24 protein-coding genes, 1 tRNA gene and 2 pseudogenes are annotated in these 23,006 nt (G+C 61.0%); 17 read left to right on the plus strand and 10 right to left on the minus strand.

The features are described 5' to 3' along the window. Nucleotides 1–324: 324 nt before the first annotated feature. The gene (locus CPH89_RS13890; RefSeq protein WP_053254222.1) at nt 325–1,644 is read right to left on the minus strand and encodes an OprD family porin; all 1,320 of its coding nucleotides are present in this window, start codon (nt 1,642–1,644) and stop codon (nt 325–327) included. A 227-nt stretch (nt 1,645–1,871) separates the two neighbouring features. Here CPH89_RS13890 and CPH89_RS13895 point away from each other — a divergent pair, with 227 nt between their 5' ends. The 4 genes and pseudogenes from CPH89_RS13895 (at nt 1,872) to CPH89_RS13905 (ending at nt 4,261) form a co-directional block, all read left to right on the plus strand. Then, nucleotides 1,872–2,204, plus strand: a complete 333-nt coding sequence (locus CPH89_RS13895) for a DUF2790 domain-containing protein (protein ID WP_053254223.1) — start codon at nt 1,872–1,874, stop codon at nt 2,202–2,204. Nucleotides 2,205–2,399: 195 nt separating this feature from the next. Continuing rightward, a pseudogene (locus CPH89_RS30915) lies at nt 2,400–3,038 on the plus strand (PAS domain-containing protein); the annotation flags it as partial. Nucleotides 3,039–3,194: 156 nt separating this feature from the next. Then, nucleotides 3,195–3,626, plus strand: a pseudogene (locus CPH89_RS30920) (methyl-accepting chemotaxis protein); the annotation flags it as partial. A gap of 59 nt (nt 3,627–3,685) precedes the next feature. Beyond that, nucleotides 3,686–4,261: a flavin reductase family protein gene (locus tag CPH89_RS13905; RefSeq protein ID WP_053254225.1), complete on the plus strand. Its 576-nt coding sequence runs from the start codon at nt 3,686–3,688 to the stop codon at nt 4,259–4,261. Between the two features lie 50 nt (nt 4,262–4,311). Here CPH89_RS13905 and CPH89_RS13910 read toward each other — a convergent pair whose 3' ends face one another. Beyond that, complete coding sequence (locus CPH89_RS13910; protein ID WP_053254226.1) at nt 4,312–5,121, minus strand: AraC family transcriptional regulator; 810 nt, start codon at nt 5,119–5,121, stop codon at nt 4,312–4,314. Nucleotides 5,122–5,326: 205 nt separating this feature from the next. Here CPH89_RS13910 and CPH89_RS13915 point away from each other — a divergent pair, with 205 nt between their 5' ends. Genes CPH89_RS13915 through ddlA form a run of 4 tightly spaced genes read left to right on the plus strand, consistent with a single transcriptional unit; the run spans nt 5,327 to nt 7,924 of the window. After that, nucleotides 5,327–5,890, plus strand: coding sequence for a DUF2975 domain-containing protein (locus CPH89_RS13915; RefSeq protein WP_053254227.1), 564 nt, complete (start codon nt 5,327–5,329; stop codon nt 5,888–5,890). A 7-nt stretch (nt 5,891–5,897) separates the two neighbouring features. Beyond that, entirely contained in the window at nt 5,898–6,122 is a 225-nt protein-coding gene (locus tag CPH89_RS13920; protein ID WP_053254228.1) for a helix-turn-helix domain-containing protein, read from the plus strand. 24 nt (nt 6,123–6,146) lie between these two features. Then, complete coding sequence (locus tag CPH89_RS13925; protein WP_053254229.1) at nt 6,147–6,785, plus strand: LysE family transporter; 639 nt, start codon at nt 6,147–6,149, stop codon at nt 6,783–6,785. A gap of 44 nt (nt 6,786–6,829) precedes the next feature. Beyond that, nucleotides 6,830–7,924 carry a D-alanine--D-alanine ligase gene (ddlA, locus tag CPH89_RS13930; RefSeq protein WP_053254230.1) on the plus strand — a complete coding sequence of 365 codons (1,095 nt, stop codon included), beginning with the start codon at nt 6,830–6,832 and terminating at the stop codon, nt 7,922–7,924. A gap of 4 nt (nt 7,925–7,928) precedes the next feature. Here ddlA and pgeF read toward each other — a convergent pair whose 3' ends face one another. The 8 genes from pgeF to CPH89_RS13970 form a co-directional block, all read right to left on the minus strand. Next, complete coding sequence (gene pgeF, locus CPH89_RS13935; RefSeq protein ID WP_053254231.1) at nt 7,929–8,669, minus strand: peptidoglycan editing factor PgeF; 741 nt, start codon at nt 8,667–8,669, stop codon at nt 7,929–7,931. A gap of 25 nt (nt 8,670–8,694) precedes the next feature. Next, nucleotides 8,695–10,524, minus strand: coding sequence for a gamma-glutamyltransferase (gene ggt, locus CPH89_RS13940; protein WP_053254232.1), 1,830 nt, complete (start codon nt 10,522–10,524; stop codon nt 8,695–8,697). A 37-nt stretch (nt 10,525–10,561) separates the two neighbouring features. Next, nucleotides 10,562–11,341: a PhzF family phenazine biosynthesis protein gene (locus CPH89_RS13945; protein WP_053254233.1), complete on the minus strand. Its 780-nt coding sequence runs from the start codon at nt 11,339–11,341 to the stop codon at nt 10,562–10,564. 120 nt (nt 11,342–11,461) lie between these two features. Then, the gene (locus tag CPH89_RS13950) at nt 11,462–12,295 is read right to left on the minus strand and encodes an EamA family transporter (protein WP_053254234.1); all 834 of its coding nucleotides are present in this window, start codon (nt 12,293–12,295) and stop codon (nt 11,462–11,464) included. Further along, nucleotides 12,292–12,858, minus strand: a complete 567-nt coding sequence (locus CPH89_RS13955; RefSeq protein ID WP_053254235.1) for a GNAT family N-acetyltransferase — start codon at nt 12,856–12,858, stop codon at nt 12,292–12,294. The genes CPH89_RS13950 and CPH89_RS13955 overlap by 4 nt, the downstream gene beginning before the upstream one ends. A 94-nt stretch (nt 12,859–12,952) precedes the next feature. Further along, nucleotides 12,953–13,029: transfer RNA gene (locus CPH89_RS13960), tRNA-Met, on the minus strand. A gap of 114 nt (nt 13,030–13,143) precedes the next feature. After that, entirely contained in the window at nt 13,144–13,401 is a 258-nt protein-coding gene (locus CPH89_RS13965) for a DUF6124 family protein (protein WP_081006323.1), read from the minus strand. A gap of 514 nt (nt 13,402–13,915) precedes the next feature. Further along, nucleotides 13,916–14,467 (minus strand): RNA polymerase sigma factor, encoded by a 552-nt coding sequence (locus tag CPH89_RS13970; protein ID WP_053254236.1) that lies wholly within the window; start codon nt 14,465–14,467, stop codon nt 13,916–13,918. 262 nt (nt 14,468–14,729) lie between these two features. Between CPH89_RS13970 and sctW the strand changes: the two genes are divergently transcribed. From sctW to sctS, 9 genes are read left to right on the plus strand one after another with little or no spacing between them, the layout of a single operon-like run. Next, a complete protein-coding gene (sctW, locus tag CPH89_RS13975) occupies nt 14,730–15,803 on the plus strand; it encodes a type III secretion system gatekeeper subunit SctW (RefSeq protein ID WP_053254237.1) in 1,074 nt (357 codons plus the stop codon). Next, entirely contained in the window at nt 15,800–17,893 is a 2,094-nt protein-coding gene (gene sctV / locus CPH89_RS13980) for a type III secretion system export apparatus subunit SctV (RefSeq protein ID WP_053254238.1), read from the plus strand. Before sctW ends, sctV begins: the two co-directional genes overlap by 4 nt. Before the next feature lie 37 nt (nt 17,894–17,930). Beyond that, nucleotides 17,931–18,830, plus strand: a complete 900-nt coding sequence (locus tag CPH89_RS13985; RefSeq protein WP_053255334.1) for an FHA domain-containing protein — start codon at nt 17,931–17,933, stop codon at nt 18,828–18,830. After that, entirely contained in the window at nt 18,827–20,185 is a 1,359-nt protein-coding gene (locus tag CPH89_RS13990) for a FliI/YscN family ATPase (protein WP_053254239.1), read from the plus strand. Before CPH89_RS13985 ends, CPH89_RS13990 begins: the two co-directional genes overlap by 4 nt. Then, nucleotides 20,172–20,615 carry a type III secretion system stalk subunit SctO gene (gene sctO, locus CPH89_RS13995; protein ID WP_053254240.1) on the plus strand — a complete coding sequence of 148 codons (444 nt, stop codon included), beginning with the start codon at nt 20,172–20,174 and terminating at the stop codon, nt 20,613–20,615. The genes CPH89_RS13990 and sctO overlap by 14 nt, the downstream gene beginning before the upstream one ends. Next, complete coding sequence (locus CPH89_RS14000; protein WP_053254241.1) at nt 20,612–21,070, plus strand: type III secretion system HrpP C-terminal domain-containing protein; 459 nt, start codon at nt 20,612–20,614, stop codon at nt 21,068–21,070. The genes sctO and CPH89_RS14000 overlap by 4 nt, the downstream gene beginning before the upstream one ends. Beyond that, nucleotides 21,067–22,080 carry a FliM/FliN family flagellar motor switch protein gene (locus tag CPH89_RS14005; RefSeq protein WP_053254242.1) on the plus strand — a complete coding sequence of 338 codons (1,014 nt, stop codon included), beginning with the start codon at nt 21,067–21,069 and terminating at the stop codon, nt 22,078–22,080. The genes CPH89_RS14000 and CPH89_RS14005 overlap by 4 nt, the downstream gene beginning before the upstream one ends. Continuing rightward, a complete protein-coding gene (gene sctR, locus CPH89_RS14010) occupies nt 22,077–22,730 on the plus strand; it encodes a type III secretion system export apparatus subunit SctR (protein ID WP_053254243.1) in 654 nt (217 codons plus the stop codon). The genes CPH89_RS14005 and sctR overlap by 4 nt, the downstream gene beginning before the upstream one ends. A 7-nt stretch (nt 22,731–22,737) precedes the next feature. Further along, on the plus strand, nt 22,738–23,001 hold the full coding sequence (gene sctS / locus CPH89_RS14015) for a type III secretion system export apparatus subunit SctS (protein ID WP_053254244.1): 264 nt from the start codon (nt 22,738–22,740) through the stop codon (nt 22,999–23,001). Nucleotides 23,002–23,006: the final 5 nt, after the last annotated feature.

Below are 23,006 nucleotides of genomic sequence, written 5' to 3' on the forward strand. Positions count from 1 at the left end.
AAGGAGAAGAGGTCCATTTCCCTATGGAGGCAGGTGTCTTGAGAGTAGGGAAATTCTGAAGTCTGAAGTAGCTTCAGGGTCAACTGCGACCATTGGTCGCGACTCAGCCAGCGGGCAAAAAAAACGCCCCAGCGGGGCGTTAAAAATTCATCTCTTTCCAAAGGAGCTACACAAAAGCTTCAGAGATGAATGTGCTCGGTGCAACGAAGTTGAAGCGAGTATAGGAAGTTCAACTTAACGAGAAGCTGAACGCAATGTTACAGTTTTGATAGTTATCTATTTGTGAGCAGATGTTAGTTAATGGCGAACGAATGTAAACGCAGGTCAAAGTGCTACTAGCGGGTATTCGGCAATCAAGCGCACTTCCTCCAGATCTGATTCGAAAGCGCTGGAGCGCACGGTGGCCTGGCGTAACCGCAATGACAAATCCTTCAGGCTGCCACTTTGCACCACGTACCTGGCCTCGACGTCCCGCTCCCAGCGACGCTGATCCGTCAGCGGATTGCCCGCCGCATCGCGGCGCATGTACACCGCGTTGGCATGGCTGTAATCGGCGCCGGTGCCTTTGCCGTAGCGGGTCATGAACGACAGGCCGGGAATGCCGAACGCCTGCATGTCGAGGTCGTAGCGCAGCATCCACGAGCGCTCCTTGGGCGAGTTGAAGTCGCTGTACTGGATCGAGTTGTTGAGGAAGATCGAGTCCGATTGGCGCAGGTAATCGAAGTCGTCGTCGCCGTTGTTGCGCTGGTGCGACACGGCCACGCTGTGGGCGCCGGCCCTCACCCCGAGCCTGGCGCTCCAGATGTTGTTATCGAATTCGCCCAGCAGCTTTTTACCCTCGTCGACGGCTTTGTAATAGTTGACGTCGCCGAACAAAGAGACGGTGTCGGTCAGCGGGTAAGTGGCGGCACTGCCCACGTAATACTGATCCCAGGCGTCTTTCAGGCGGCTGCTGTAGAGACTGACACTGAGGTGTTTATTGACGGTGTAGTCGCCGCCGACGTAACCGATCCAGGGGGCATCGACCTTGCCCGCGTAGAACGTCGCAAAGCCTTTGTTCATGCCACTTTCACTTGGCTGGCTCATGTCGCTCAGGCGCCCGCCCTGGAGGTTCAGGCCTTCAAGGCTGGTGTTTTGCGCGGTGACACCGCGAAAGCTTTGCGGCAACAGGCGTGAGTCGCCGGCGGCCACCACCGGCGTGGCGGGGAACACGTCACCGGCTTTGAAGACCGTGTCGAGCACGCGCACTTTCGCGGCGCCGCCGAATTTGCTGTAGCCGCTTTCGGGGTGGTTATTGCTGTCCACCGGCAGCATGCCGAACGAACCCTTGCCGCCGCTGCGGCCGGTGCCGGAGTCGAGTTTCAGGCCGTACATGGCAAACGCATCCAGGCCAAACCCCACGGTGCCTTGGGTAAAGCCGGATTCGAACTTGCCGATCAAGCCCTGCGCCCAGGCTTCGGAATAACCGTTGCCGGTGGGGCTGGATTGGCCCTTGCGGTCGTCGCGGTTGAAGTAAAAATTGCGCGCCAGCACGTTCACGCTGCTGCCTTCGATAAAACCTTCAGGCTTGTCCTCCACCGCCACGGCTGCCAGGGGCAGTGCGGCCAGCAATGAAAAGGGAAGGGTGTAGTAAGCAATATTCATGTTTCGCTCCTCGGTGTTGGCAGTGTTCAGCTTCTTATAGGCAGTGGGCGTTCTTATTGATCTGGCCCGGGCTGATAGTTGCAAACAGCGGATAACGACTTCATTGCGTGGACATTACAATCCTGGAAAGTCACGGCTACCTAACAAATAAGTAATGGTTTGGTGAACATCGCGTCAGGGTTGCTTCATTACGCTTGTCACTGAACTTCTTAGACGAGGAACCCGTAATGAACTTTTATAAAATTGGCCTGGGTGTATTCACTGCAATCCTGTCGTTCAGTGCAGTGGCCGAAGGCGGTGGTGATCGCACCTTTGCCCTGATGATGGAACGCAATGAGAAAGCCATGGCGGCTTACGCCGCAAAAAAGGGGCTGCCGGCACCCGAGGTACAGGCCTACCGCTATGGTATGACGCTGGACATCGCCAACGTGGTCAACGTCACCCCACCGATCCGTTCGTGCAATCCGGTGCCGTCGCGCATGACCTATGAAGACTCCAGCGGCAAGCTCAATACCCTTGAATACCAAGTGATGGGCATCTGCCGGAATAATGGTGGTTAATCGCGCCAGAAAAACAGGTGGGCGAAGGGCTAAAAAGCACTTCAGAAAATCCCGGCAGCGCCGATGCAGGTCAGATTCATCTCCTCAAATGATCATCGGTGCCCCATGTTCAACACCCGTTTGAAGCAGGAGCTGTCAGCTCTTCGCGAAGAGTTGTCGAGCTTGCAACAGGTCAAGGAGAGCCTGGAAAGTGAAATGCTGTGCCTGACGCTGGATGCCGAAGGCCGGGTGGAGTGGGCAAATGCCAACTTCCTGCAGGAACTGGCGTACCAGGCCACCAACATCTTGGGGCGCCACATTGATGATCTGGTGCCGGCACACGTGCGCCAGGACGAATTCCAGCTGCGTTTCAAGCATGCCCTGCTGCGTGGCGAACACTTCGCTGGCACCGTGCGGCTGATGCGCGGCAATGGCAAGGAGGCGTGGTTGCGCTCGATCCTGCAACCCGTGCGCAGCTCGGATGGGCGTATCAAGCATTATTCGATTTACTCAAGCGACCTCACCCGCACCATCGAGGCCTCGCGCGAGCATGAAAACCTGATCACCGCGCTGGTGCGTTCCACCGCGGTCATCGAGTTCGACCTCGGTGGGCATGTGCTGACGGCCAATGACCGGTTCCTCGGCGGCATGGGTTACAGCCTGGCGCAGATTCAGGGCAAGCATCACCGGATGTTCTGCGAACCGGAGGAATACAACAGCGCCGAGTACCAGAACTTCTGGAAACGTTTGAATGCCGGTGAGTTTGTCGCGGCGCGTTTCAAACGCGTCGACAGCCATGGGCGTGTGGTCTGGCTGGAAGCTACCTATAACCCGGTGTTGGATGCCAATGATCGCCTGTACAAAGTGGTCAAGTTCGCCACGGTGATTACCGACCAGGTCAACCAGGAACAGGCCGTGGCCGAGGCCGCCAATATTGCCTACAGCACCTCGCTGCAAACCGACAACAGTGCCCAGCGTGGCACCACGGTGGTGACGCAGGCGGTGGATGTGATGCGAGATTTGGCCAGGCACATGCAGCAGGCCGGTGATGGCATTGAGGCGCTCAACGCCCAGTCGCAAGTGATCGGTACCATCGTCAAGACCATCAGCGGCATTGCCGAACAGACCAACCTGCTGGCGCTCAATGCGGCCATCGAAGCGGCACGCGCGGGTGAGCAGGGCCGTGGTTTTGCGGTGGTTGCCGATGAGGTTCGCCAATTGGCGTCGCGCACCAGCAAGGCCACCGAGGAAATTGTCGGTGTGGTGCGTCAGAACCAGGACATGGCTCGCGATGCGGTGTCGCTGATGACCGAGGGGCGTCTGCAGGCCGAGCAAGGTCTGGCGCTGGCGTCTGAGGCCGGCACCGTGATTGTGGAAATCCAGGATGGCGCGCAAAAGGTGGTGAGCGCGGTCGGGCAGTTCGCCAATCAGCTGTCGAGCTGACCGTCGGGCTTGTGCTTGAGGTATCGTAGGTTTTTTCTTGCTTGAAGAGCCGACCCTCCATGAGCCCTACTCACCGTCGTCCTGTTCCGCTGTCCAAGGCCTATCGCTTGCTCAACCACGGGCCGACCGTGTTGGTGAGCGCGGCCCACGACGGCCGACGCAATATCATGGCCGCTGCCTGGGCCATGCCCCTGGATTTTGAACCGCCGAAAGTCGCGGTGGTGCTCGACAAAGCCACCTGGACCCGGTCGTTGCTGGAAGGCGCCGGCACCTTTGTACTTCAGGTGCCCTGCGTGGCGCAGGCCGATCTGGTGCAGACGGTCGGCAACACCACGGGCGCCGACACGGACAAATTCGCCGCCTACGGCCTGCAAACCTTCCACGGTGAACACACCGATGCGCCGCTGCTGGAGGGCTGCGTGGCGTGGTTGGAATGTCGCCTGTTGCCCGAGCCTCACACCCAGCAGACCTACGATTTATTCCTCGGCGAAGTGGTCGCGGCGTATGCCGACGAACGCGTGTTCAGCGAAGGGCACTGGCACTTCGAAGGGCATGACGCATTGCGCACCTTGCACCATATCGCGGGCGGCAATTTCCTGAGCATCGGCGAGCCGGTTGTCGGGCGCCAGCTGTAAGCCTTGCCTTCCTGCGCCCGCTGATTCACTGCGCACTTGCGCGCCGTTAATCAGCGCCCGAGCATCTTTACCCATCGCGACGGTGGCATGCCGTAGGTGCTGCGAAATTGCCGCGTCATGTGGCTCTGGTCGGTGAAACCGGCGGTCAGTGCTGCATCCACCAACGATTGGCCCTGAGCCAGCAGGCTGCGCACCAAGTCCAACCGTCGCATGGTCAGGTAGCGGTAGGGGCTGGTGCCGAACAGCACGCGAAAATCGCGCGACAATGCCCAGCGGTCACGGCCGCAGTGGTCGGCCATTTCATCCAGGGTGATGCTGCGGCCCAAGGCGCCGTGGATAAATTCCCGGGCACGCTCGGCGGCCACGTAATCGAAGGATTTACGACTGACGATCACGCCCGACGCAGCGCTCAGCGCCTGGGCCAGGTCGTACAGCGCGTCCTGTTCCTGCATCGGGTCAATCGGGCAGTCCAGGCTTTGCAGCAACACTTCGCTGGCGCGGAACAGCCTTGGGTCAGTTGACAGTCCGTTGTGGATAAACGGTAACGGCCGGCCGCCGAGGATCTGCTGGATCAGCGCCGGCTCCACATAAATCATGCGGTACTTGAAGCCTTCTACACTGCTGGCGCGGCCGTCATGGGTTTCGTCGGGGTGAATCACCATGGTCGTACCGGGCAGGCTGTGGGTCATGCAGCCGCGATAATGAAAACTTTGCACGCCAAACAACGTGCGCCCGATGGCGTAGGTGTCATGGCGATGCGGGTCGAACGCGAAGCCGGCAAAGTACGCCTCGATACGGTCCAGGCCGCTGGCGTGCGGGGCGCGGTGCAACCAGTCGAGTGCGGAGGTGGGGTGGCCCATGGTGGCTTGTCACAAATTGAGGTGGAAACACGGTAACCCAGTCTGGCGTGGGTTGTCTGGCGGGGTCTTGAACGATTGTGCGTGCTGGCGGTAGCGCTGGGGCAGTGTGTTTTTTAGCCAATACACTGCAATTCATTAAAAAATGATTGTTTTACGATAATTTATCTATTATTTTTGCGTCCTCTTTCACCCATTGAGGTTGCTTATGAATACCCAACGTCTGGCCCAGCTCAGTCAGCGCATGTCGCTGCTTACCCTTCTGCTGATTGTCGTCATGCTGGTGCTCAATACCTGCGTATGGCTGTTCCCGGTACTGAGTTCTTCTGCCGATGGCCTGGGTTTTGGCTTTGCCTTGAGTGACCGTCTGATCCAGGCGCGCGCCGTGCAAGTCGCGCTGCTGCCCTGGTGGCAAATTCTGGGCGCTATTGTGCTTTCCAGCATCCCGCTGCTGGCCCTTGGTGGGGGCCTGAACCATCTTCGTCTATTGTTCCAGAACTACGCCCGTGGCGAGTATTTCTCCCGTGCGGCGGCGCAGCACTTGGGCAAGGTGGGGCGGGCGGTAGCGGTGTGGGTGCTGCTGGACTTTTTATGCGAGCCGTTGCTCAGTGTCTGGGTCACGATGAATGAGCCGGTCGGTCAGCGGTTTATCACGCTGAGTGTCACCGCGCCGAGCTTCGTCGCCTTGTTTCTGGCTGCCTGTATCGCGGTAATCGCGCGTATCCTGTGGCAGGCCAGTGAAGTGGATTCTGAAAACCGCACTTTTGTTTGAGATCGACATGCCCATTGTGATTGAACTGGACGTTATGCTTGCCCGGCGCAAGGTCAAATCCAAAGACCTGGCCGCCGCTATCGGGATTACCGAACAGAACCTGTCGTTGCTCAAACAAGGCAAGGTCAAGGGGATACGGCTGGGTACGCTGGATGCGATCTGCACCTACCTGGACTGTCAGCCCGGCGACCTGTTGGTGCACACACCGGAGCCGGCGGCCGAGCCGGCTTAACTCCATGGGAAGAGGGATCGTCCAATGCAACTGCTCGACTTACCGTATGCCACGCCGTTACTGGCGCTGGGGCTGCTGTGGACAGTCGCGGTGGTGACGCCGGGGCCGAACTTTTTCAACACCGCCCAACTGGCGGCAAGTTGCTCGCGTCGGCATGGCGTGGTGGCCTCGGCCGGGGTGGCGACGGGCACGGTGATATGGGGGCTGGCGGGCGGTTTGGGCATCAAATCGCTGTTCACCGCCGCGCCCATGCTCTATCTGGCGTTCAAGCTTATCGGCGGCTGTTACCTGATCTATCTGGGGCTGAAACTGTTCAAGCGTTCGGCGCCCTCGATGAGCCAGACGCTATTGCCTGCCGAACCCCGGCGCTCGCTGTTTTCCGCCTGGCGCTTCGGCTTGCTGGGCAACTTGTCCAACCCCAAGGCCGCGTTGTTTGTCACCACGGCCTTCGCCTCGACCATGCCTCCCTCACCATCACCCACGTTGTTGGCCCTGGCGGTAATCACCATGGCCACGTTGTCATTCAGCTGGTACACCAGCGTGGCCCTGGTGTTTTCCAGTGAGCGAATGGCCAACGCCTATGGCCGTTCGCGCAAGTGGCTCGACCGGTTTGCCGGTGGTTGCTATGTGCTGTTTGGCGCACATCTGGTAGCGAATCGCTGACGGCTCATGGTAAGAAGCCTTACTTTCAACAGTGAGGCCGAGTCATGAGCAAGGTGCGGGTAGGTATTATTTTTGGTGGCCGTTCGGCCGAGCACGAGGTCTCGCTGCAATCGGCGCGCAATATCGTCGATGCGCTGGACCGCTCGCGTTTCGAACCCATCCTGATCGGCATCGACAAGGCCGGCCACTGGCACCTCAACGACACCTCAAACTTCCTGATCAACCAGGAAAACCCGGCCTTGATCGCCCTGAACCAATCCAATCGTGAACTGGCGGTGGTGCCCGGCAAGGCCAGTCAGCAAGTGGTGGAAACGTCCGGTCAGGGGTTGCTGGAACACATCGACGTGATCTTCCCGATCGTCCACGGCACCCTTGGCGAAGACGGCTGCCTGCAAGGCCTGTTGCGCATGGCCGACCTGCCGTTTGTGGGCTCCGACGTACTCGGCTCGGCGGTGTGCATGGACAAGGACATCAGCAAACGCCTGCTGCGTGATGCCGGCATTGCCGTCACCCCGTTCATTACCCTGACCCGTCGCAACGCGGCGCGCACGTCCTTTGATACGGCCGTGAGCACGCTCGGTTTGCCGATGTTCGTCAAACCCGCCAACCAGGGTTCTTCGGTCGGTGTGAGTAAAGTCGGCAACGAAGCGCAGTACCACGCCGCCGTCGAACTGGCCTTGGGTTTCGATGAAAAAGTGCTGGTGGAGTCCGCCGTCCAGGGCCGCGAAATCGAATGCGCCGTGCTGGGCAATGACAACCCGATCGCCAGCGGCTGCGGCGAGATCGTGGTGAGCAACGGGTTTTATTCCTACGACAGCAAATACATCGACGGCCAGGCCGCCCAAGTGGTGGTGCCGGCCGATATCAGCCCTGAAGCCAGCGAGCGCATTCGCCACCTGGCCATCGACGCGTTTGAGGTATTGGGCTGCGCCGGGTTGGCGCGGGTCGACGTGTTTCTCACCGGCGCAGGTGAAGTGCTGATCAACGAAATCAACTCACTGCCCGGCTTCACCCGCATCAGCATGTACCCCAAGCTGTGGCAGGCGGCGGGGATGAGTTACAGCGACTTGGTGAGCCGGTTGATCGAGTTGGCGCTGGAACGGCACGCGGGGCGTAAGGGGTTGAAGATCAGCCGGTGAGTGTTCAAGGGCCGCGTGTGCTCCAGGGGCTACGAGCGATCCACGAATAGATCAACGTCTTTGCCTCTTGCGGGTGATGCGTTCGGCGGCGGTAGCTGGCGAAGGTGGGGGCGCTGCAATAAGTGCACACCTCACTGACGTCGATCTGCTCACGCTTAACCCCTGCCGCCTGCAACAGCATCACCCCATAGCCGCTCAAGTCAAACCAGGCACTGCCCGCCTGCCTCGCGTAGGGCGGCGCAATCTGCGGGGCCAGCAACGGCGCCGGTTGCTCGACGTGCCACGGTGCCTGAGCGGCATGCCACACGTGAGCCTGGTCCGCCTGAAACTGCGCAATAAACCCCGCGCTCACTTCATAACAGCAGGGCTTGATCGATGGCCCGATAGCCACCTGCAACTGCTCCACAGCAAAACCTTGCGCGGCAAACTGCTGCACGGCATTGGCGATGATCCCGCCTTGCAACCCCTTCCAGCCACCATGCACGGCCGCCACCATCGCGCCGTCTGTGGTCGTCATCAGAATGGGCAGGCAATCAGCGGTAATCACGGCGATCGGCTGCTGCTCGCGCGTGAACACGCCATCCGCCTCGACGGTATTGGCCACCTGACCCGCCTGCCATTCAATCACCGACGCACTGTGCACCTGCTTGCAGATGAACACGTCATCCGGGCGCAGGGGCTCATTGATCGAACAAAAACCGTGTTCGACGCCGGGGATGGCGTCGAGATTATCTGCCTGGTGCACCGCGTGCGCTCCCTTGAATAAAGACTCAGTCGCCGACCGCTTCGCCTTCACGCCGCGGGTCTGCGCCGCCGCTGAGCGACAGCTTGCCGTGGGCATCCCGCGTACGAACGATGGCCTGGATACCGCTGGTCATATCGATCTCGCTCAACGCATGGCCCTTGTCCTTGAGTGCCTGTTTCAATGCCGGGCTGAACAGACCTTGCTCCAGTTCTGTCGCACCGTTGCGGCTACCGAAGTTAGGCAGGCTGATGGCGGCTTGCGGGTCGAGGTTCCAATCGAGCATTGCCACCAGGGATTTGCTCACGTACTCGATGATCTGCGAGCCACCCGGTGAACCCACCGTGGCCAGCAACTCGCCGCTCTTGCGGTCGAACACCAAAGTGGGCGCCATGGCCGAGCGTGGGCGCTTGCCGGGCTCGACGCGGTTGGCCACCGGTTGGCCGTTTTCTTCGGGGATGAACGAGAAGTCGGTCATCTGGTTGTTCAGCAAGAAGCCCTGGACCATCACGTGGGCGCCGAACGCCGCTTCCACCGTGGTGGTCATCGACACGGCGCCGCCCTGGTCATCCACCGCGACCACTTGCGAAGTGGAGATGCGCAGCGGCGAGCGGTCCGGCGCGTAGGCCACCTGGATGCCCGCAGGCTGGCCCGGTTTAGCGATGCCCATGCTGCGTGCGCCGATCAGCGCGGCGCGTTTGGCCAGGTAGTCGGGAGCGACGAGGCCGGCGACCGGCACCGCTACGAAGTCGCTGTCGGCCACGTACAGCCCGCGGTCGGCGAAGGCCAGGCGGCCCGCTTCGGCGATCAGATGCACGGCTTCGGGCGTGGGCTCAAGGCCGGCAGGCGAGGCACTCTTGACCGGTTTCATGGGGGCGATGGCCAGGCGTGGGTCGCGGGCTTCCACGGCCTGCAGCGTGCCGAGGATCTGCGCCACCGCAATCCCGCCTGACGACGGCGGTGGCATGCCGCACACCTGATATTGCTTGTAGTCGGTGCACAGCGGCGTGCGTTCCTTGGCGGTGTAAGCCTTGAGGTCCGCTTGCGACAGGCTGCCCGCATTGCGGTTGCCCTGAACCTTGCGCGCGATCTCGTCGGCAATCGGCCCGTGGTACAGCGCGTCCGGTCCTTCCTTGGCGATACGTTTGAACACGGCGGCCAGCGCTGGGTTCTTGAGCAGCGTGCCGGTGGCTTTAGGCGTGCCATCGGCATTCAGAAAATAGGCCGCCATGTCGGGTGATTGCGGGATGAAACGGTCGGCGGCGATCAACGCGTGCAAGCGTGGAGAAATCGCGAAGCCTTGCTCCGATAGACGAATAGCGGGTTCAAACAGCTTGGCCCATTGCAAGTGCCCGGTCTTCTTGTGCGCCATCTCCAGGGCGCGCAAGACTCCGGGTGTACCGACCGAGCGTCCGCCAATCTGCGCGTCGGTAAACGCCATCGGCGTGCCGTCGGGCTTCAGGAACAAGCGCTCAGTTGCACCGGCCGGTGCCGTTTCGCGGCCGTCATACGCGTGCACGGTTTTTCCGTCCCAGAGCATGATGAACGCGCCGCCGCCGATGCCGGATGACTGCGGTTCCACCAGGGTCAACACGGCCTGCATCGCAATCGCCGCATCAATCGCCGACCCGCCCTGGCGCAACATCTCGCGCCCGGCTTCGGCCGCCAGTGGGTTGGCGGCTGCAGCCATATGGCGCTCGGCGTGGCGGGTGGTGAGGTCGGTGCGATAACCCGAACCCAACTCCGGTGCCGGCGGCTGTTCATTGACCGGGGTGTGACAGCCAGCCAGGGCGAGGGCTGCGGCAATCATCGACAGTTGACGGCGGGAAATCGAAAACACGCGTTGAACTCCGTTCATTTTGAGAATGATCTGTTGTCCTTGGGGGAAGTGCTTTTTACAGGTAAATCGTGCCTTGCAGGTAGAGCGCCGCGTGGCCGGAGATAATCACCCGGTCGCCTTTGAGCTCACAACGCAGCTGCCCACGGCGCTTGCCGCCCTGTTCGGCGGTCAATAGCGACTTACCCAAACGTTCGGCCCAGAACGGTGCCAGCGAGGTGTGGGCAGAGCCGGTGACCGGGTCTTCGTTGACGCCTACGTTGGGGCCAAACCAGCGGGAAATGAAATCAAAGCGCGTACTGCTGGCCGTCACTGCAATCCCGCGTTTGGGCAGGCCCTTGAGGCGTGCGAAGTCCGGCATCAGGGCGGCGACCTGGGCTTCGTCGTCGACTAGAACGATGTAGTCATCGGTGGCAAATACTTGCGCGTGCTCAAGCCCCAATGCGCTCAACAGGCCGGCGGGCGGTTCGCAGCGCTGGGGCTGTTTGGCCGGGAAATCCATTGCCAGCTCATCGCCATTGCGCGTCACGCGAAGCTCGCCGCTGCGGGTGGCAAAGCGCAACACTTCAGGCGCGCCCGGCAACTGGTGAATCAACACCCACGCGGCTGCCAGCGTGGCATGGCCGCACAGGTCGACTTCAACTTCCGGCGTAAACCAGCGCAACTCATACACCTCGCCACGCGGCACGAAAAACGCGGTTTCCGAGAGGTTGTTCTCGGCGGCGATGTTGTGCAATTGCTCGGTGGGCAGCCACTCGGTGAGCGGGCAGACGGCCGCCGGGTTGCCGCCAAAGGCCTGTTGGCTGAAAGCATCGACTTGGTAGATGTCCAATTTCATCGCAGGCGCTCCATGTGAGGGGAGGCTGGACACTAGCAGTGGGGTTACGGCAGCGTCAAAGTACAGATGGCACCTTTTTTTCAGCGCATGAACCCTGCACGGTCCAGGGATCAACCGCGCTCAACCCAGGCGCAACAGCATCGCCCCGGCGGCAATGATGCACGCGGCAACGCTGCGAACGCGCGTGAGAGGCTCTTTGAGCACCCAGGCTGAAATCACCACGCCGAACAGGATCGACGTTTCTCGCAGTGCCGAAACCGTGGCGATCGGTGCCTGGGTCATTGCCCACAGGGCCAGGCCGTATGACGCCACGGTGCCCACACCGCCAACGACGCCCAGCCGCCAATAACGCGCGACGTAGCCACAAAACACGGCACGCCGTGTCACTAACGCCCACGCGGCAAGCGGGATGCCGGTGAGCAGGAAAATCCACAGGGTGTAAGCCGCCGGCGCGCCGGATTTGCGCACGCCCAAACCATCAATCAGGGTGTAACCGGCAATCACACCGGCGTTGATCAGCGCCAGAACCAAGCCCTTTCTGTGCCCTGCCGAAGGCGCGGCCGCCATGCTCAAAATGCCGAGTGAGATTATGGCGATCCCCAACCATGCGCACGCCGACAGCGGTTCAGACAGCACAAACATACTCACCGTTGCCACCAGCAGCGGCGCGGTGCCGCGCATGATCGGATAAGTCTGGCTCATATCGGCAATGCGGTATGTTGAGGCGACCAGCACGAAATACAGCACCTGGAACAGCACCGATGCGCCGATAAACGGCCAGCTCTCAGGTGCCGGCAGCACCAGAAACGGAACCGCCGCCAACGCGATCAACGAGGCGACGGAGGCGATCATGCAGGTGGTCAACAGCGTGTCGACGCCGCCTTTGACCACGGCGTTCCAGCTGGCATGCAGTGCGGCACCCAGCATGATAATCGCGAAGACGGTGAGGCTCATGCGTCGCCGTGTGCGCTGTTGATCAGCGACGTCAACACGTGGTCGGCCCACTCGCCGTTAATCTTGAGATAGGCCCGCGCTGCGCCCTCTCGCTCGAACCCGAGCCGTTTGAGCACGAGCGCACTGCGTTCATTCTCGGGCCGGTAGTTGGCCATGATGCGATGAAGCTTCATCTCGTCGAACACATAGGCAATCGCCGCGCTCAGTGCTTCGTGCATCAACCCCTGGCCCTGAGCCGACTCGTCGAGTGCATAACCCAGATGGCACGCTTGGAATGCGCCACGCACGATGGTGGTGAAGTTACAGCTGCCGATGATCTGCCCGTCGCGCAGCATCAGCAGATGCAACGCTTCGCCGCAGGCGGTTTTCTCGGCCATGGTTGCCAAGCGTTGGCTGATCGCACCCAGTTCGAAATATTCATCGTCGCGCGAGGGCTCCCAGGGTTGGAGGAACGCGCGGTTGGCCACGAGGTGCGCGTGCAGGGCGCTCGCGTGAGAGGGGTGAGCCGCTTGCAGCAACAGCCGCTCGGTGGTGATGCCGTGGGTGGGGAACTGAGGGTTCACGTATCGCCTCCTTGGGGTTGGGGCGAGTATGCCTCAGGGCTTTTCTGGAGGCATAAAAAAACGGCCTACCTTTCGGTAAGCCGTTTTTAGTACTTGGTGGCTACACAGGGACTTGAACCCCGGACCCCAGCATTATGAATGCTATGCTCTAACCAACTGAGCTATGTAGCCAAGTGGCGCGCATTATTCGCGTAGAACGGGAATGCGTCAAGCACTTTTATTGAAAATTTTTCTACGCTTTCAACTGTTTAACCAGAATTGTCGGTTCTGGCGACGAGTGGCTTGTCATTCGTGCGTCGGCTGGGCCGTGCGCGGGTGCAGGCTTTCAATCGAGCGGTCGATCACGGTCTTGGCCATTTCGAGCAAGTGCCATACGGCGTGGATCCTGGCGCGGTCGTGGGGTGGCAGGTGGTCACCGCAGTCGAGGACGGTGGCGCTGGCGCTGTGGATCAGGTGGGAAAGGTAGAGCTGGGCGTCTTCGAAGCTGAGGTTTTCGTTGACGACGAAGCAGTCTGCGGGTGGGTCGGGGAGTGCTTTGGTCATGGTGTAACTCCTATTGAACTGGGGGCTGCCACCAACGCTGCTAAACGATAGGTGGCGGCCGTGCGCGGGTTAGCAGACCGGTCAATAGGAAAACCAGCGCATCCGAAGATGCCCCACGCACAGCCACCATAAACGGAGACGTGAACCGTGCGTCTATTGAACCAGGCTGCTAAACCCGATCACTGTACTCAGTGACGGATTGAAGACTAGCCAGTGGTTTCAACAGGCACAAGGCGCCCGGGATTGTCTAGGAAACGTCCTGCAATTTAAAGAGACTTACCCTGCTGGCCCTTTACAAGCGATGTCGTTAACGCCCTCGTAGGGTAGATGCTCAGGAGCAGGCACCGGGCAATAGGGGGATGATTACCAGGGTGTGCTTCGGGCAGAGGCTTGATGTTGGCGGGATCATTGCGGTGCGGCGCGGGCCGCTGGTGGTCTGGTTGTTACGTACGCAAAAGGTCTGAATTCGGTTGGGCAGATATCCCTGCTGCCCAACGCTTGCCCCCAGGGCTGCTTACGGGTGCAGCGGGTTGTGCGTGACGCGTTTGAGGTGTTCACGCGCCCGTGACAGGCGTGAGCGAACGGTACCGATGGGGATGTCCAACACGTCGGCAGTGTCCTGATAGCTGCCGTCGGTTTCCAGCGAGGCGTACAACGTCCTGCGCATTTCTGCCGGCAGATGGTCGATGGCGCTCAGGGTTTTCTCCAGTCGGCGGTTGACCTCGAATTCCCAATCCAGGTTGTTGTTTTCCTCTTGTCCATGCCACAGCGACTCATCGAATTCGCAATGCACCGGTTTGGCATACATCCGCCGGAAATGGTTGCGGATCAGGTTCTGCGCAATGCCGCACATCCAGGTGCTGAGGGTGGCCTGACCACTGAAGCGCTCGCGGTTGCGCCAGGCTTCCAGGTACGTCAGTTGCAGGATGTCATCTGCATCTTCGGGGTTGAGTACGCGTTTATGAATAAAACGCCGGAGTTTCTTCTGCTGGTCGTCCGTCAGTTGGAGCATGAATTGAGGCGAGCCGCCAACGAGCTGCGCTAAAGCTTCAATAGGGATATTCACGATTTTTTCCTCAGGGTAGACGCTATCGAAATAATTTCGACGGGAACCCCTTTAGCACTGGCTGTGCCAAGCGGAAAAATCATGCAACTTGCTGATTTATTTATATAAATATTTTGAAATGCAGCGGTTTTGCGCAGCTATTTGCAAAAGACCTGCTCACGTCGCGCGGGTTTTTTCAAAAAAACGCGACGGGGGATTTCGATGGAACCGTATGGCACGGGCTTGCCACATAGGGACACAAACTTCCTGTCCTGGCACGCCCATGAAAGTCGAATTCAACCATGATCTGCACAAAGTCCAGAGCCTGGACCTGCCTGCACCTGAGAAGGCCGCCCAAGCCCGAGCGCACGTCGCCGCGCCCGGTGTCGATGAGCTCGCCAGCATTTTCAGCCAGGAAGTGGCGCTCACCAGTAAGGCACTGAACCAGCGCGCGATGGGCGTGCGTGTCACCCCTACCGAACAGCTTGCGCAACTCTATGATCAGTTGGGGCACCCGGCTCAGACGAGCCTGGCAGCCCTGACTCGCCAAGTCAGGCAGCACTTGCAGCAGTCGCCCAGTGTTGAAAAGTTGTTGGACCTCACGGGGGGCGACCCGGCGCGTACGTATGTGGTGCTGCGCCAGATTACGGCCCAGGCAGAAGCCGAGGTGCGCAAGACGGAAGCCGCGCTGGCACGTGATGCCCTGGCCAAACTGGAAATTCGCTACAAGCGGGAAATCCAGGCGGCCCTCAATATTGCGATGGCGTTGCAGGCCAACAGTGATGATCCGCAGGAGCGTCAGGCGGTACGTGCGCTGTATTACGCCAATGTGGTGGTGCGCCAGTCGCTGGCCAGCATGATGCAGGCGTTGTTGGGCCTGTACGGCGGTGAGCAGTTCTCTGGTGGGCTCAACATCATGCGCCGGGCCTTGGCTGACGATATTGCGGCCTGCGCCTCGTCGGTTCCGACGGCCAAGTTGCGCACGCTGCTGCTGGGCCTGCAAAGCTGCGGTCAATTGGGGGGCGTGCTGTCCAGTTGTCGCACGTTGATCCAGCGTCTGAAGGTTGAACACGACGCCGTCATCCTGTTGCAGCGCCTGTTGGGGTACGCCGGTAATGGCATCGCCCCGTCCGAGGTCCAGCGGCTGGCGGATGAGTTGGCGGGCAGCGAATCGGCCCACCAACTGGCCTCGCTCAATGCGGTCTACCCGGTGCTCAAAACGTTGCCCATGGCGTTGTGGCGCGATACGCGGGGGCGCCAGGAGGGCCTGCACAACTTTTTGCTGGTGATGGATGAGTTCACCCGCCTGGAGAACAGCCAGGCTCGGCTTGGCAGTGATCCGAGGGCATTGGCGTGACCGTCCTGGCGACGCTTAACCGCTGGATGCTCAAGGCCGCACAACGTGCCGAAGTCCTTGGCGCGGTGGTGGTGTTGGCCATCGTGTTCATTTTTATCGTGCCATTGCCCACCTGGCTGGTGGATATCCTCATTGCACTGAACATCTGCATTTCCTGCCTGTTGATTGTGCTGGCGCTCTACCTGCCGGGGCCGTTGGCGTTTTCTTCGTTTCCGTCGATCCTGCTGTTGACCACCATGTTTCGCCTGGCCCTGTCGATTGCGACCACGCGCCTGATCCTGCTGGAACAGGACGCTGGCGATATCGTCGAGGCATTCGGCAATTTTGTGGTGGGCGGCAATCTGGCGGTGGGGTTGGTGATCTTCATGATCCTCACCCTGGTCAACTTCCTGGTGATTACCAAGGGGTCGGAGCGGGTTGCCGAAGTGGCGGCGCGGTTCAGTCTGGACGCGATGCCCGGCAAACAGATGTCCATCGACAGCGATTTGCGTGCGGGGTTGATCGACGGCGTGCAGGCGCGCGACAAGCGTGACCAGTTGTCCCGCGAGAGCCAGCTGTTCGGGGCCATGGACGGGGCCATGAAGTTCGTCAAGGGCGATGCCATCGCCGGCTTGGTGATCGTGTTGATCAACCTGCTGGGCGGCTTCTCCACCGGCATGTTCCAGCACGGCATGAGCGCCGCCGACTCGATCGCCTTGTATTCGGTGCTGACCATCGGCGACGGTCTGATCGCGCAGATTCCCGCGCTGCTGATCTCCCTGACCGCCGGCATGATCATCACCCGCGTGGCCCCCGATGGACGCAAGGGCATCACCAACATGGGCGCTGAAATTGCCCGCCAGATGACCAGCGAACCCAAGAGCTGGATGATCGCTTCGGTCGGAATGCTCGCCTTTTCGGCGTTGCCCGGCATGCCCACGCTGGTGTTCATCCTGATTGCACTGATCACCGGCTGCCTGGGTTTTTACCTGATGCGCCAGCGTCAACGCCAGGAGCAGGAAGCGGCCGGTGCCACCGTCGAGATGGCGCCGGAAGAGAACGGGCTTGTGGACTTGCGGGGGTTCGATCCCTCGCGGCCCTATCTCTTGCAGTTTCCGCCCGTGCTGCGTGGCACAGACGTGGTGGTAGAGCTCATGCACGAGATTCGCAAAGCGCGTAACGGCATCGTCGCCAGGATTGGCTTGACCCTGCCGCCGTTTGAGGTCGAGTTCGACGCCTCCCTGGCCGACGATGAAATGCGTTTTTGCGTGCATGAAGTGCCAATGGTCAAAGCCACCCAAGGCCAGCGAGTGGCGGTCGCGCGCTCGACATTCGAAGACGAACCGGGCAACGGCATCCCGGGGCTGCTCGAGCGTGAGGAGCAGGATTGGGTGTGGCTGGCCGCCGATCATCCGCTGCTTGACGATCCGCAGCTTGAGCGCTTCAGCGCCTTGAGCTTGATCATTGAGCGCATGACTCAATCGATGATGCTCAGTGGGCCGCAGTTTCTCGGGATCCAGGAGAGCAAGTCGATCCTCGGCTGGCTTGAAAGCAATCAGCCCGAGCTGGTTCAGGAGCTGCAGCGCATCATGCCGTTGTCGCGTTTTTCGGCGGTGCTGCAGCGCCTGGCCAGCGAAGGGGTGCCGCTGCGCGCGGTGCGGCCGATTGTCGAATCGTTGATCGAGTATGGCCAGCACGAGCGTGAGCCGGAGGCCTTGGCTGACTACGCGCGCATTGCGCTCAAATCGCAGATTTTTCACCAGTACAGTGAGACCGACGGTTTGCATGCCTGGCTGCTGGCGCCGCAGACCGAGAACATCTTGCGTGAGGCGTTGCGCCAGACGCAGACCGGGGTGTTTTTTGCGCTCGACAATGACAGCAGCGCGGCGCTGGTCAGCTTGCTCAACCAGGCCTTTACCCTGCGGCCAAAAACGAAAAGCGTGATGCTGGTGGCGCAGGATCTGCGTAGCCCTTTGCGCACGCTGTTGCTCGAAGAATTCAACCATGTGCCGGTGCTGTCGTTCGCCGAATTGGGCAGCACCTCCAAGGTAAAAGTGCTGGGGCGTTTCGATCTTGGCCAGGACGTGTTGATGCACGGGGCGTTGGCATGAATACGGGGTTGCTGTCATTACCGGGAAGGGCTCGATGATGTTCGAGCTGCGTGTGTTGGATGGTTTGCATCAGGGCGCCGCGCTGCCCTTGTTCGGTGAGCAATGGAGTATCGGTGCGCATGCCGACGCCGACCTTTTGCTCAACGATGCCGGGATTGCCGAGTATCACGCACGGTTGCGGCTGGTCGGTTCACGTTGGTCGGTGCAGGCAGAAGCGGGGCTGCTTCAAGGGCCCGATGGCCTGGTCCAGGCGCAGATCGCCAACCTTGCACTCGGCAGCGCTTTTTCAATGGGCACCATTCGTTTGTGTGTCACGCCGGCCGACCATCCCTGGCCCCAGGCGGCTGCCCCCCAGCCTGTACCCGTGGCGCCCGATCACGAGGCCGCGTTGACGCTGACGTTGTCTTCCCTCTCGCCGTCGCGGCAGAAGCACTTGATCAGCCTGGTGCTGGTGCTTGCCGTGATCTTCGTGGCGGTCGGTATCGCCTCCACGGGAGACCGCGATGCACAGGCGTCATTGATGCCGGCGCTGGAGCAAAAACGTGAGCTTGCCTCGCCTTTCGAGGTGCGTCAGCAACTGCTGAAAATGCTCGGCGAGCGTGAATTGGGCCCGAAGGTCAACTTGCTGGTGATCAATGGCCAGATTGTGCTGGACGGCGAAGTCGCCCAGGACGACGTGGAATTGGTGACCCGCATGCTCAGCCGGTTTGGCGAGCAGTTTGATACCGCCGTGCCGGTGTTGAGCCGTGTGCGGGTCAGCGACGGCACGCTGCCTTTCAAGATTTTGCAGATCGTTGGCGGGCCCAACGGCCATGTGGTCCTGGAGCAAGGTGAGCGCCTCTTTGTGGGTGACGAAGTGGACGGGTTGCGCTTGGTGCTGATTGATAACAACAAGGTGGTTTTCGATGGAACACAACGTTATGAGGTGCGCTGGTGAACGATAGCCTGCAAGAGCGTCTGGACGCCTGGCAGCAGCGTCAGTCCCAGGCATTGACGCGCTTTGCGCCCGTCATCCAGCGCGGTCGCATCCAACGCGTCAACGGCATGCTGTTGCAGTGCCGGTTGCCCGAGGCGCGCATCGGTGATTTGTGCCGGGTCGAGAAGTCACTGGGTGACGACATGCTCGCCGAAATCATCGGTTTTGATCAGCAGGACGCGGTGCTCAGTGCCCTCGGTAATCTCGAAGGTGTACGGGTGGGCGCCGGCGTGGAGCGTCTGGGCGTGCCGCACCGGGTACGCGTCGGTGATGACTTGCTGGGCCAGGTGTTGGATGGTTTTGGTCGGCCGATTGCGGGCGAGGGGCCCAGTGCGTTTGTCGAAACCGCCAGCGGTGATGCGAGCCCGGTGTTGTGTGAGGCGCCGTTGCCCACGGAGCGCCCACGCATCAACCGGGCGTTGGCCACCGGCGTGCGCTCGATCGATGGGTTGCTGACCTTGGGCGAGGGCCAGCGCGTTGGTTTGTTTGCGGGTGCGGGGTGCGGCAAGACGACCTTGTTGGCCGAAATCGCGCGCAACGTGGATTGCGATGTGATTGTGTTCGGTTTGATCGGCGAACGGGGCCGCGAGCTGCGCGAGTTTCTCGATCATGAGTTGGACGACGCGTTGCGGGCCAAGGCGGTGCTGGTCTGCGCCACGTCCGACCGTTCCAGTATGGAGCGCGCCCGGGCCGCCTTTACGGCGACGGCGCTGGCCGAAGGGTTTCGGCGCAAGGGCAAGCGTGTGCTGCTGTTGATCGACTCCTTGACGCGTTTTGCCCGGGCCCAGCGCGAAATCGGTTTGGCCGCGGGTGAGCCGCTGGGCCGTGGTGGTTTGCCGCCTTCGGTCTACAGCCTGCTGCCACGTCTGGTCGAGCGCGCCGGGCTGACCCGCGACGGCGTGATCACGGCGATCTACACGGTGCTGATCGAGCAGGACTCCATGAGCGACCCGGTGGCGGACGAGGTTCGTTCGCTGCTGGACGGCCATATTGTGCTGTCACGCAAGCTGGCTGAGCGCGGCCATTATCCGGCAGTCGATGTGCTGGCCAGCCTTTCACGAATACTCAGCAACGTCGCTGAGCCTGGGCACATTCAAGCCGGTACGGCGTTGCGGCGCCTGCTGTCGGCGTATCAGCAGATCGAACTGATGCTCAAGTTGGGTGAGTACCAGCCAGGCAGCGATGCACTGACCGACATGGCGGTGGACAGCCGCCAGGCCGTCGATGGTTTTTTGCGTCAGGACTTGCGTGAGCCCACCCCTGTGGCGATGACCCTGGAGCAACTGACGGAGCTGACCGCGTATGTCCCATTCTGATTCGCACCCTGCTGACCCGATGCTCGGCGAAATCGAGACCCTGCGACGTTTGCGCAGGCACCGCGCAGACCGTGCCGAACGCGCGTTGCGTGAGGCGAAAAGAACCCAGCAGGCCTTGTTGGCAAACATCCGCCAGGCAAAGGACACCCTTGAACAAACCCGTCTGGATGAGGCTGCGCAAAGTGCGCAAATGCTTAGCGAGCACCAAGGGCAGGTGCTGACCTTTCAGGCACTGAAAGCCTGGAGCGCCCAGGAGCAGACATTGTCCGCCAGCACCCGGCGCGAGGAAGGCCAATTGCATGAGCTGCAAGGCCAGCGGGAGCGGCAGGAAATTGAAATCGGCAGTGCCCAGAAGCAGGTGACCTTAAGCCTGCGCCAAGTCGAAAAACTTCAGGAATTGTCCATTTTGCTGGCTCAGGAGCCAACATGACCAAGGTGTCTACCAGCCCGCCCAAACGCCCACGCCCGCGTGCCCCCCGCAACGACCTCGCGCCGGGTAATGCACTGGTGGTGCCGTGGGAACAGGTCCGCCTGTTTACCCAGCTGTTTGACCATGGCGGTGACGGGAGCGGTGGCGGCGCTTCGCTGGCGGGGCGCAAGGCTTGCACCCAGGTGGCGATGATCGAAGCGTTGACCGAACAATTGGCGCCGCGTGTTGTGGGCGCCTCGCAGTGGCCGCTGGTGGCGGTCCTGTACTTGCCGCGCCTGGGGCGGATCAACGCGAGTGTGCGCCGTGAGCCGGGCGCGTGGAGCATTGAACTGGCGGCGGAGGAAGCCTCCACCGCGCACTGGCTGGGCGGCGTACGGCAACGCTTTCAGGATGGCCTTGAGCAGAGCGTGGGCGTGCCGGTGAGCTTGAGCCTGGCCAGTGTGGGCCCGGCATGATGGCCGCGTTGCTGAACCTGCCCACGGTCATGGCTGACGCGGTGGCTGCACGGCGTCGGATGGGGCATGGCTTGCGTATGCCGTTTCAGGTTGCCGAGCAGAGCGGTGAGCTGCTGCTTGAGCCCGGGCCGGCGCCGGCGGGTATCCAGCCGTTGTGCTTCGAGACAGCCTGCGGGGTGCTGGCGTTCGGTGAGCCCGGGCCGTTGTTCAGCCTGATGGGCGAGTGCCCGGTGACGCTGGCGCAGTCGGGTAACGATCCGGATTCATGGTTTTGGGAGCTGTTCCAGCACCACCTCAGCACCCAGGTGCGCGGGTTGTTGGGCTACCTGCGCTTGCGCGTGAGTGAGGCCCCTTCGGACTTTGGTTGCCGCCTCACGGTGACCTTGGGCGCGTCCAGGGTCGTGGGCTATCTGTGGCTGGCCCCGGAGAGTTTTCTCGCCGTGTGCGAAGCGGGGCCCTGGCAGCCTGTCGCCCAGCCGCTACCGGCGTCGTTCCAAGTGGCTGTTGCGGTGCTACTGGGGCGCCTGCAGTTGCCCATTACCCAAGTCAGCAGCCTGCGCGCGGGCGATGTGGTTTTGCTTGAGCAGGGTTTTTTTCAAGCCCGGGGCGACGGCTACGTGCAGGTCGGCAGGCAACGCCTGCATGGGCGTATTGATGATGAGTCCGGGCCCTTGTGCCTGACCCTAACTTCTATTGAGGACATGTTTGTGGACGAGGATTTTGCAGCGCAGCACTACCTTGGGCAGGAGGACGACACGCCGGTGGAGGATGTCTTCGGCAACGAGCCGTTCGATGAATTGAGCATGGCCCTGAACGTGCGCTGCGGGACGCTGAACCTGACCCTCGGCGAGTTGCGCAATCTGGCTCCCGGCGCGGTGTTGGGGCTCTGCGGGTATGCACCGGGCATGGCCGGGCTCTATTACGGCGACCGGCCTATCGGCCAGGGCCAGTTGGTCGAAGTGGACGGGCGGCTCGGTCTGCAACTAACGCGAGTGATGGTGTCCCGATGAGCTTTCAGGGGGTAGACCCTCTCGTACTCGCGCTGTTTCTTGCGGCATTGTCGTTGATGCCGATGTTGTTGATCGTGTGCACGGCGTTTTTGAAGATCGTGATCGTGCTGATGATCACGCGCAACGCCATCGGTGTGCAGCAAGTGCCGCCGAGCATGGCTATCAACGGCATCGCGTTGGCCGCAACGCTTTTTATCATGGCGCCGGTGGGGTATGAGATCGCCGAGGCCGTCAAGGTCACACCGTTGAACCTGAGCAACGTGCAGACGCTGCAGCAGACCGGGCTTGAAGCGGTTAAGCCGTTGCGGGCATTCATGCTGCGCAACGTTGACCCGGATGTGCTCACGCACTTGCTGGAAAACACCGCGCGCATGTGGCCGGCGCAGATGGCGCAGGACGTCCAGCGCGAGGACTTGATCCTGCTGGTGCCGGCATTTGTGCTGTCGCAGTTGCAGGCGGGGTTCGAGATCGGGTTTTTAATCTATATCCCGTTCATCGTGATCGACCTGATTGTCTCCAACCTCCTCCTGGCATTGGGCATGCAAATGGTCTCGCCCATGACCATTTCCCTGCCGCTCAAATTGCTGTTGTTTGTGCTCGTCTCCGGATGGTCGCGGTTGCTCGACAGCCTTTTCCTTTCTTACCTCTGAGCCCTCTATGGAACCGATCGTGCTGTTCAAGCAGGGCATGCTGCTGGTGGTCGTGTTGTCGGCCCCGCCGCTGATCGTGGCGGTGGTCGTTGGTGTACTGACCTCGCTGGTGCAGGCCCTGATGCAGATCCAGGACCAGACGTTGCCGTTTGGCATCAAGCTGGTGGCGGTGGGTATCACGCTGGCTGTGACGGGCCGTTGGATTGGCGTGGAATTGATCCAGTTGATCAACCTCACCTTCGACATGATCGCCCGCTCGGCGCTCAACTGAGGCAT

The sequence above is a fragment of the Pseudomonas fluorescens genome (assembly GCF_900215245.1).
GTDB lineage: Bacteria > Pseudomonadota > Gammaproteobacteria > Pseudomonadales > Pseudomonadaceae > Aquipseudomonas > Aquipseudomonas fluorescens.

Bases quoted from the DNA above. Each gene is read 5' to 3' on its own strand.
- CPH89_RS13890 (WP_053254222.1), bottom strand. From the start codon at position 1,644: ATGAATATTGCTTACTACACCCTTCCCTTTTCATTGCTGGCCGCACTG.
- ddlA (WP_053254230.1), top strand. From the start codon at position 6,830: ATGAGCAAGGTGCGGGTAGGTATTATTTTTGGTGGCCGTTCGGCCGAG.
- CPH89_RS13895 (WP_053254223.1), top strand. From the start codon at position 1,872: ATGAACTTTTATAAAATTGGCCTGGGTGTATTCACTGCAATCCTGTCG.
- CPH89_RS13915 (WP_053254227.1), top strand. From the start codon at position 5,327: ATGAATACCCAACGTCTGGCCCAGCTCAGTCAGCGCATGTCGCTGCTT.
- CPH89_RS13985 (WP_053255334.1), top strand. From the start codon at position 17,931: ATGTTCGAGCTGCGTGTGTTGGATGGTTTGCATCAGGGCGCCGCGCTG.
- CPH89_RS13920 (WP_053254228.1), top strand. From the start codon at position 5,898: ATGCCCATTGTGATTGAACTGGACGTTATGCTTGCCCGGCGCAAGGTC.
- sctW (WP_053254237.1), top strand. From the start codon at position 14,730: ATGAAAGTCGAATTCAACCATGATCTGCACAAAGTCCAGAGCCTGGAC.
- CPH89_RS14005 (WP_053254242.1), top strand. From the start codon at position 21,067: ATGATGGCCGCGTTGCTGAACCTGCCCACGGTCATGGCTGACGCGGTG.
- ggt (WP_053254232.1), bottom strand. From the start codon at position 10,524: ATGAACGGAGTTCAACGCGTGTTTTCGATTTCCCGCCGTCAACTGTCG.
- CPH89_RS13950 (WP_053254234.1), bottom strand. From the start codon at position 12,295: ATGAGCCTCACCGTCTTCGCGATTATCATGCTGGGTGCCGCACTGCAT.
- sctO (WP_053254240.1), top strand. From the start codon at position 20,172: ATGTCCCATTCTGATTCGCACCCTGCTGACCCGATGCTCGGCGAAATC.
- sctS (WP_053254244.1), top strand. From the start codon at position 22,738: ATGGAACCGATCGTGCTGTTCAAGCAGGGCATGCTGCTGGTGGTCGTG.
- CPH89_RS14000 (WP_053254241.1), top strand. From the start codon at position 20,612: ATGACCAAGGTGTCTACCAGCCCGCCCAAACGCCCACGCCCGCGTGCC.
- CPH89_RS13910 (WP_053254226.1), bottom strand. From the start codon at position 5,121: ATGGGCCACCCCACCTCCGCACTCGACTGGTTGCACCGCGCCCCGCAC.
- CPH89_RS13945 (WP_053254233.1), bottom strand. From the start codon at position 11,341: ATGAAATTGGACATCTACCAAGTCGATGCTTTCAGCCAACAGGCCTTT.
- CPH89_RS13905 (WP_053254225.1), top strand. From the start codon at position 3,686: ATGAGCCCTACTCACCGTCGTCCTGTTCCGCTGTCCAAGGCCTATCGC.
- CPH89_RS13925 (WP_053254229.1), top strand. From the start codon at position 6,147: ATGCAACTGCTCGACTTACCGTATGCCACGCCGTTACTGGCGCTGGGG.
- sctR (WP_053254243.1), top strand. From the start codon at position 22,077: ATGAGCTTTCAGGGGGTAGACCCTCTCGTACTCGCGCTGTTTCTTGCG.
- CPH89_RS13965 (WP_081006323.1), bottom strand. From the start codon at position 13,401: ATGACCAAAGCACTCCCCGACCCACCCGCAGACTGCTTCGTCGTCAAC.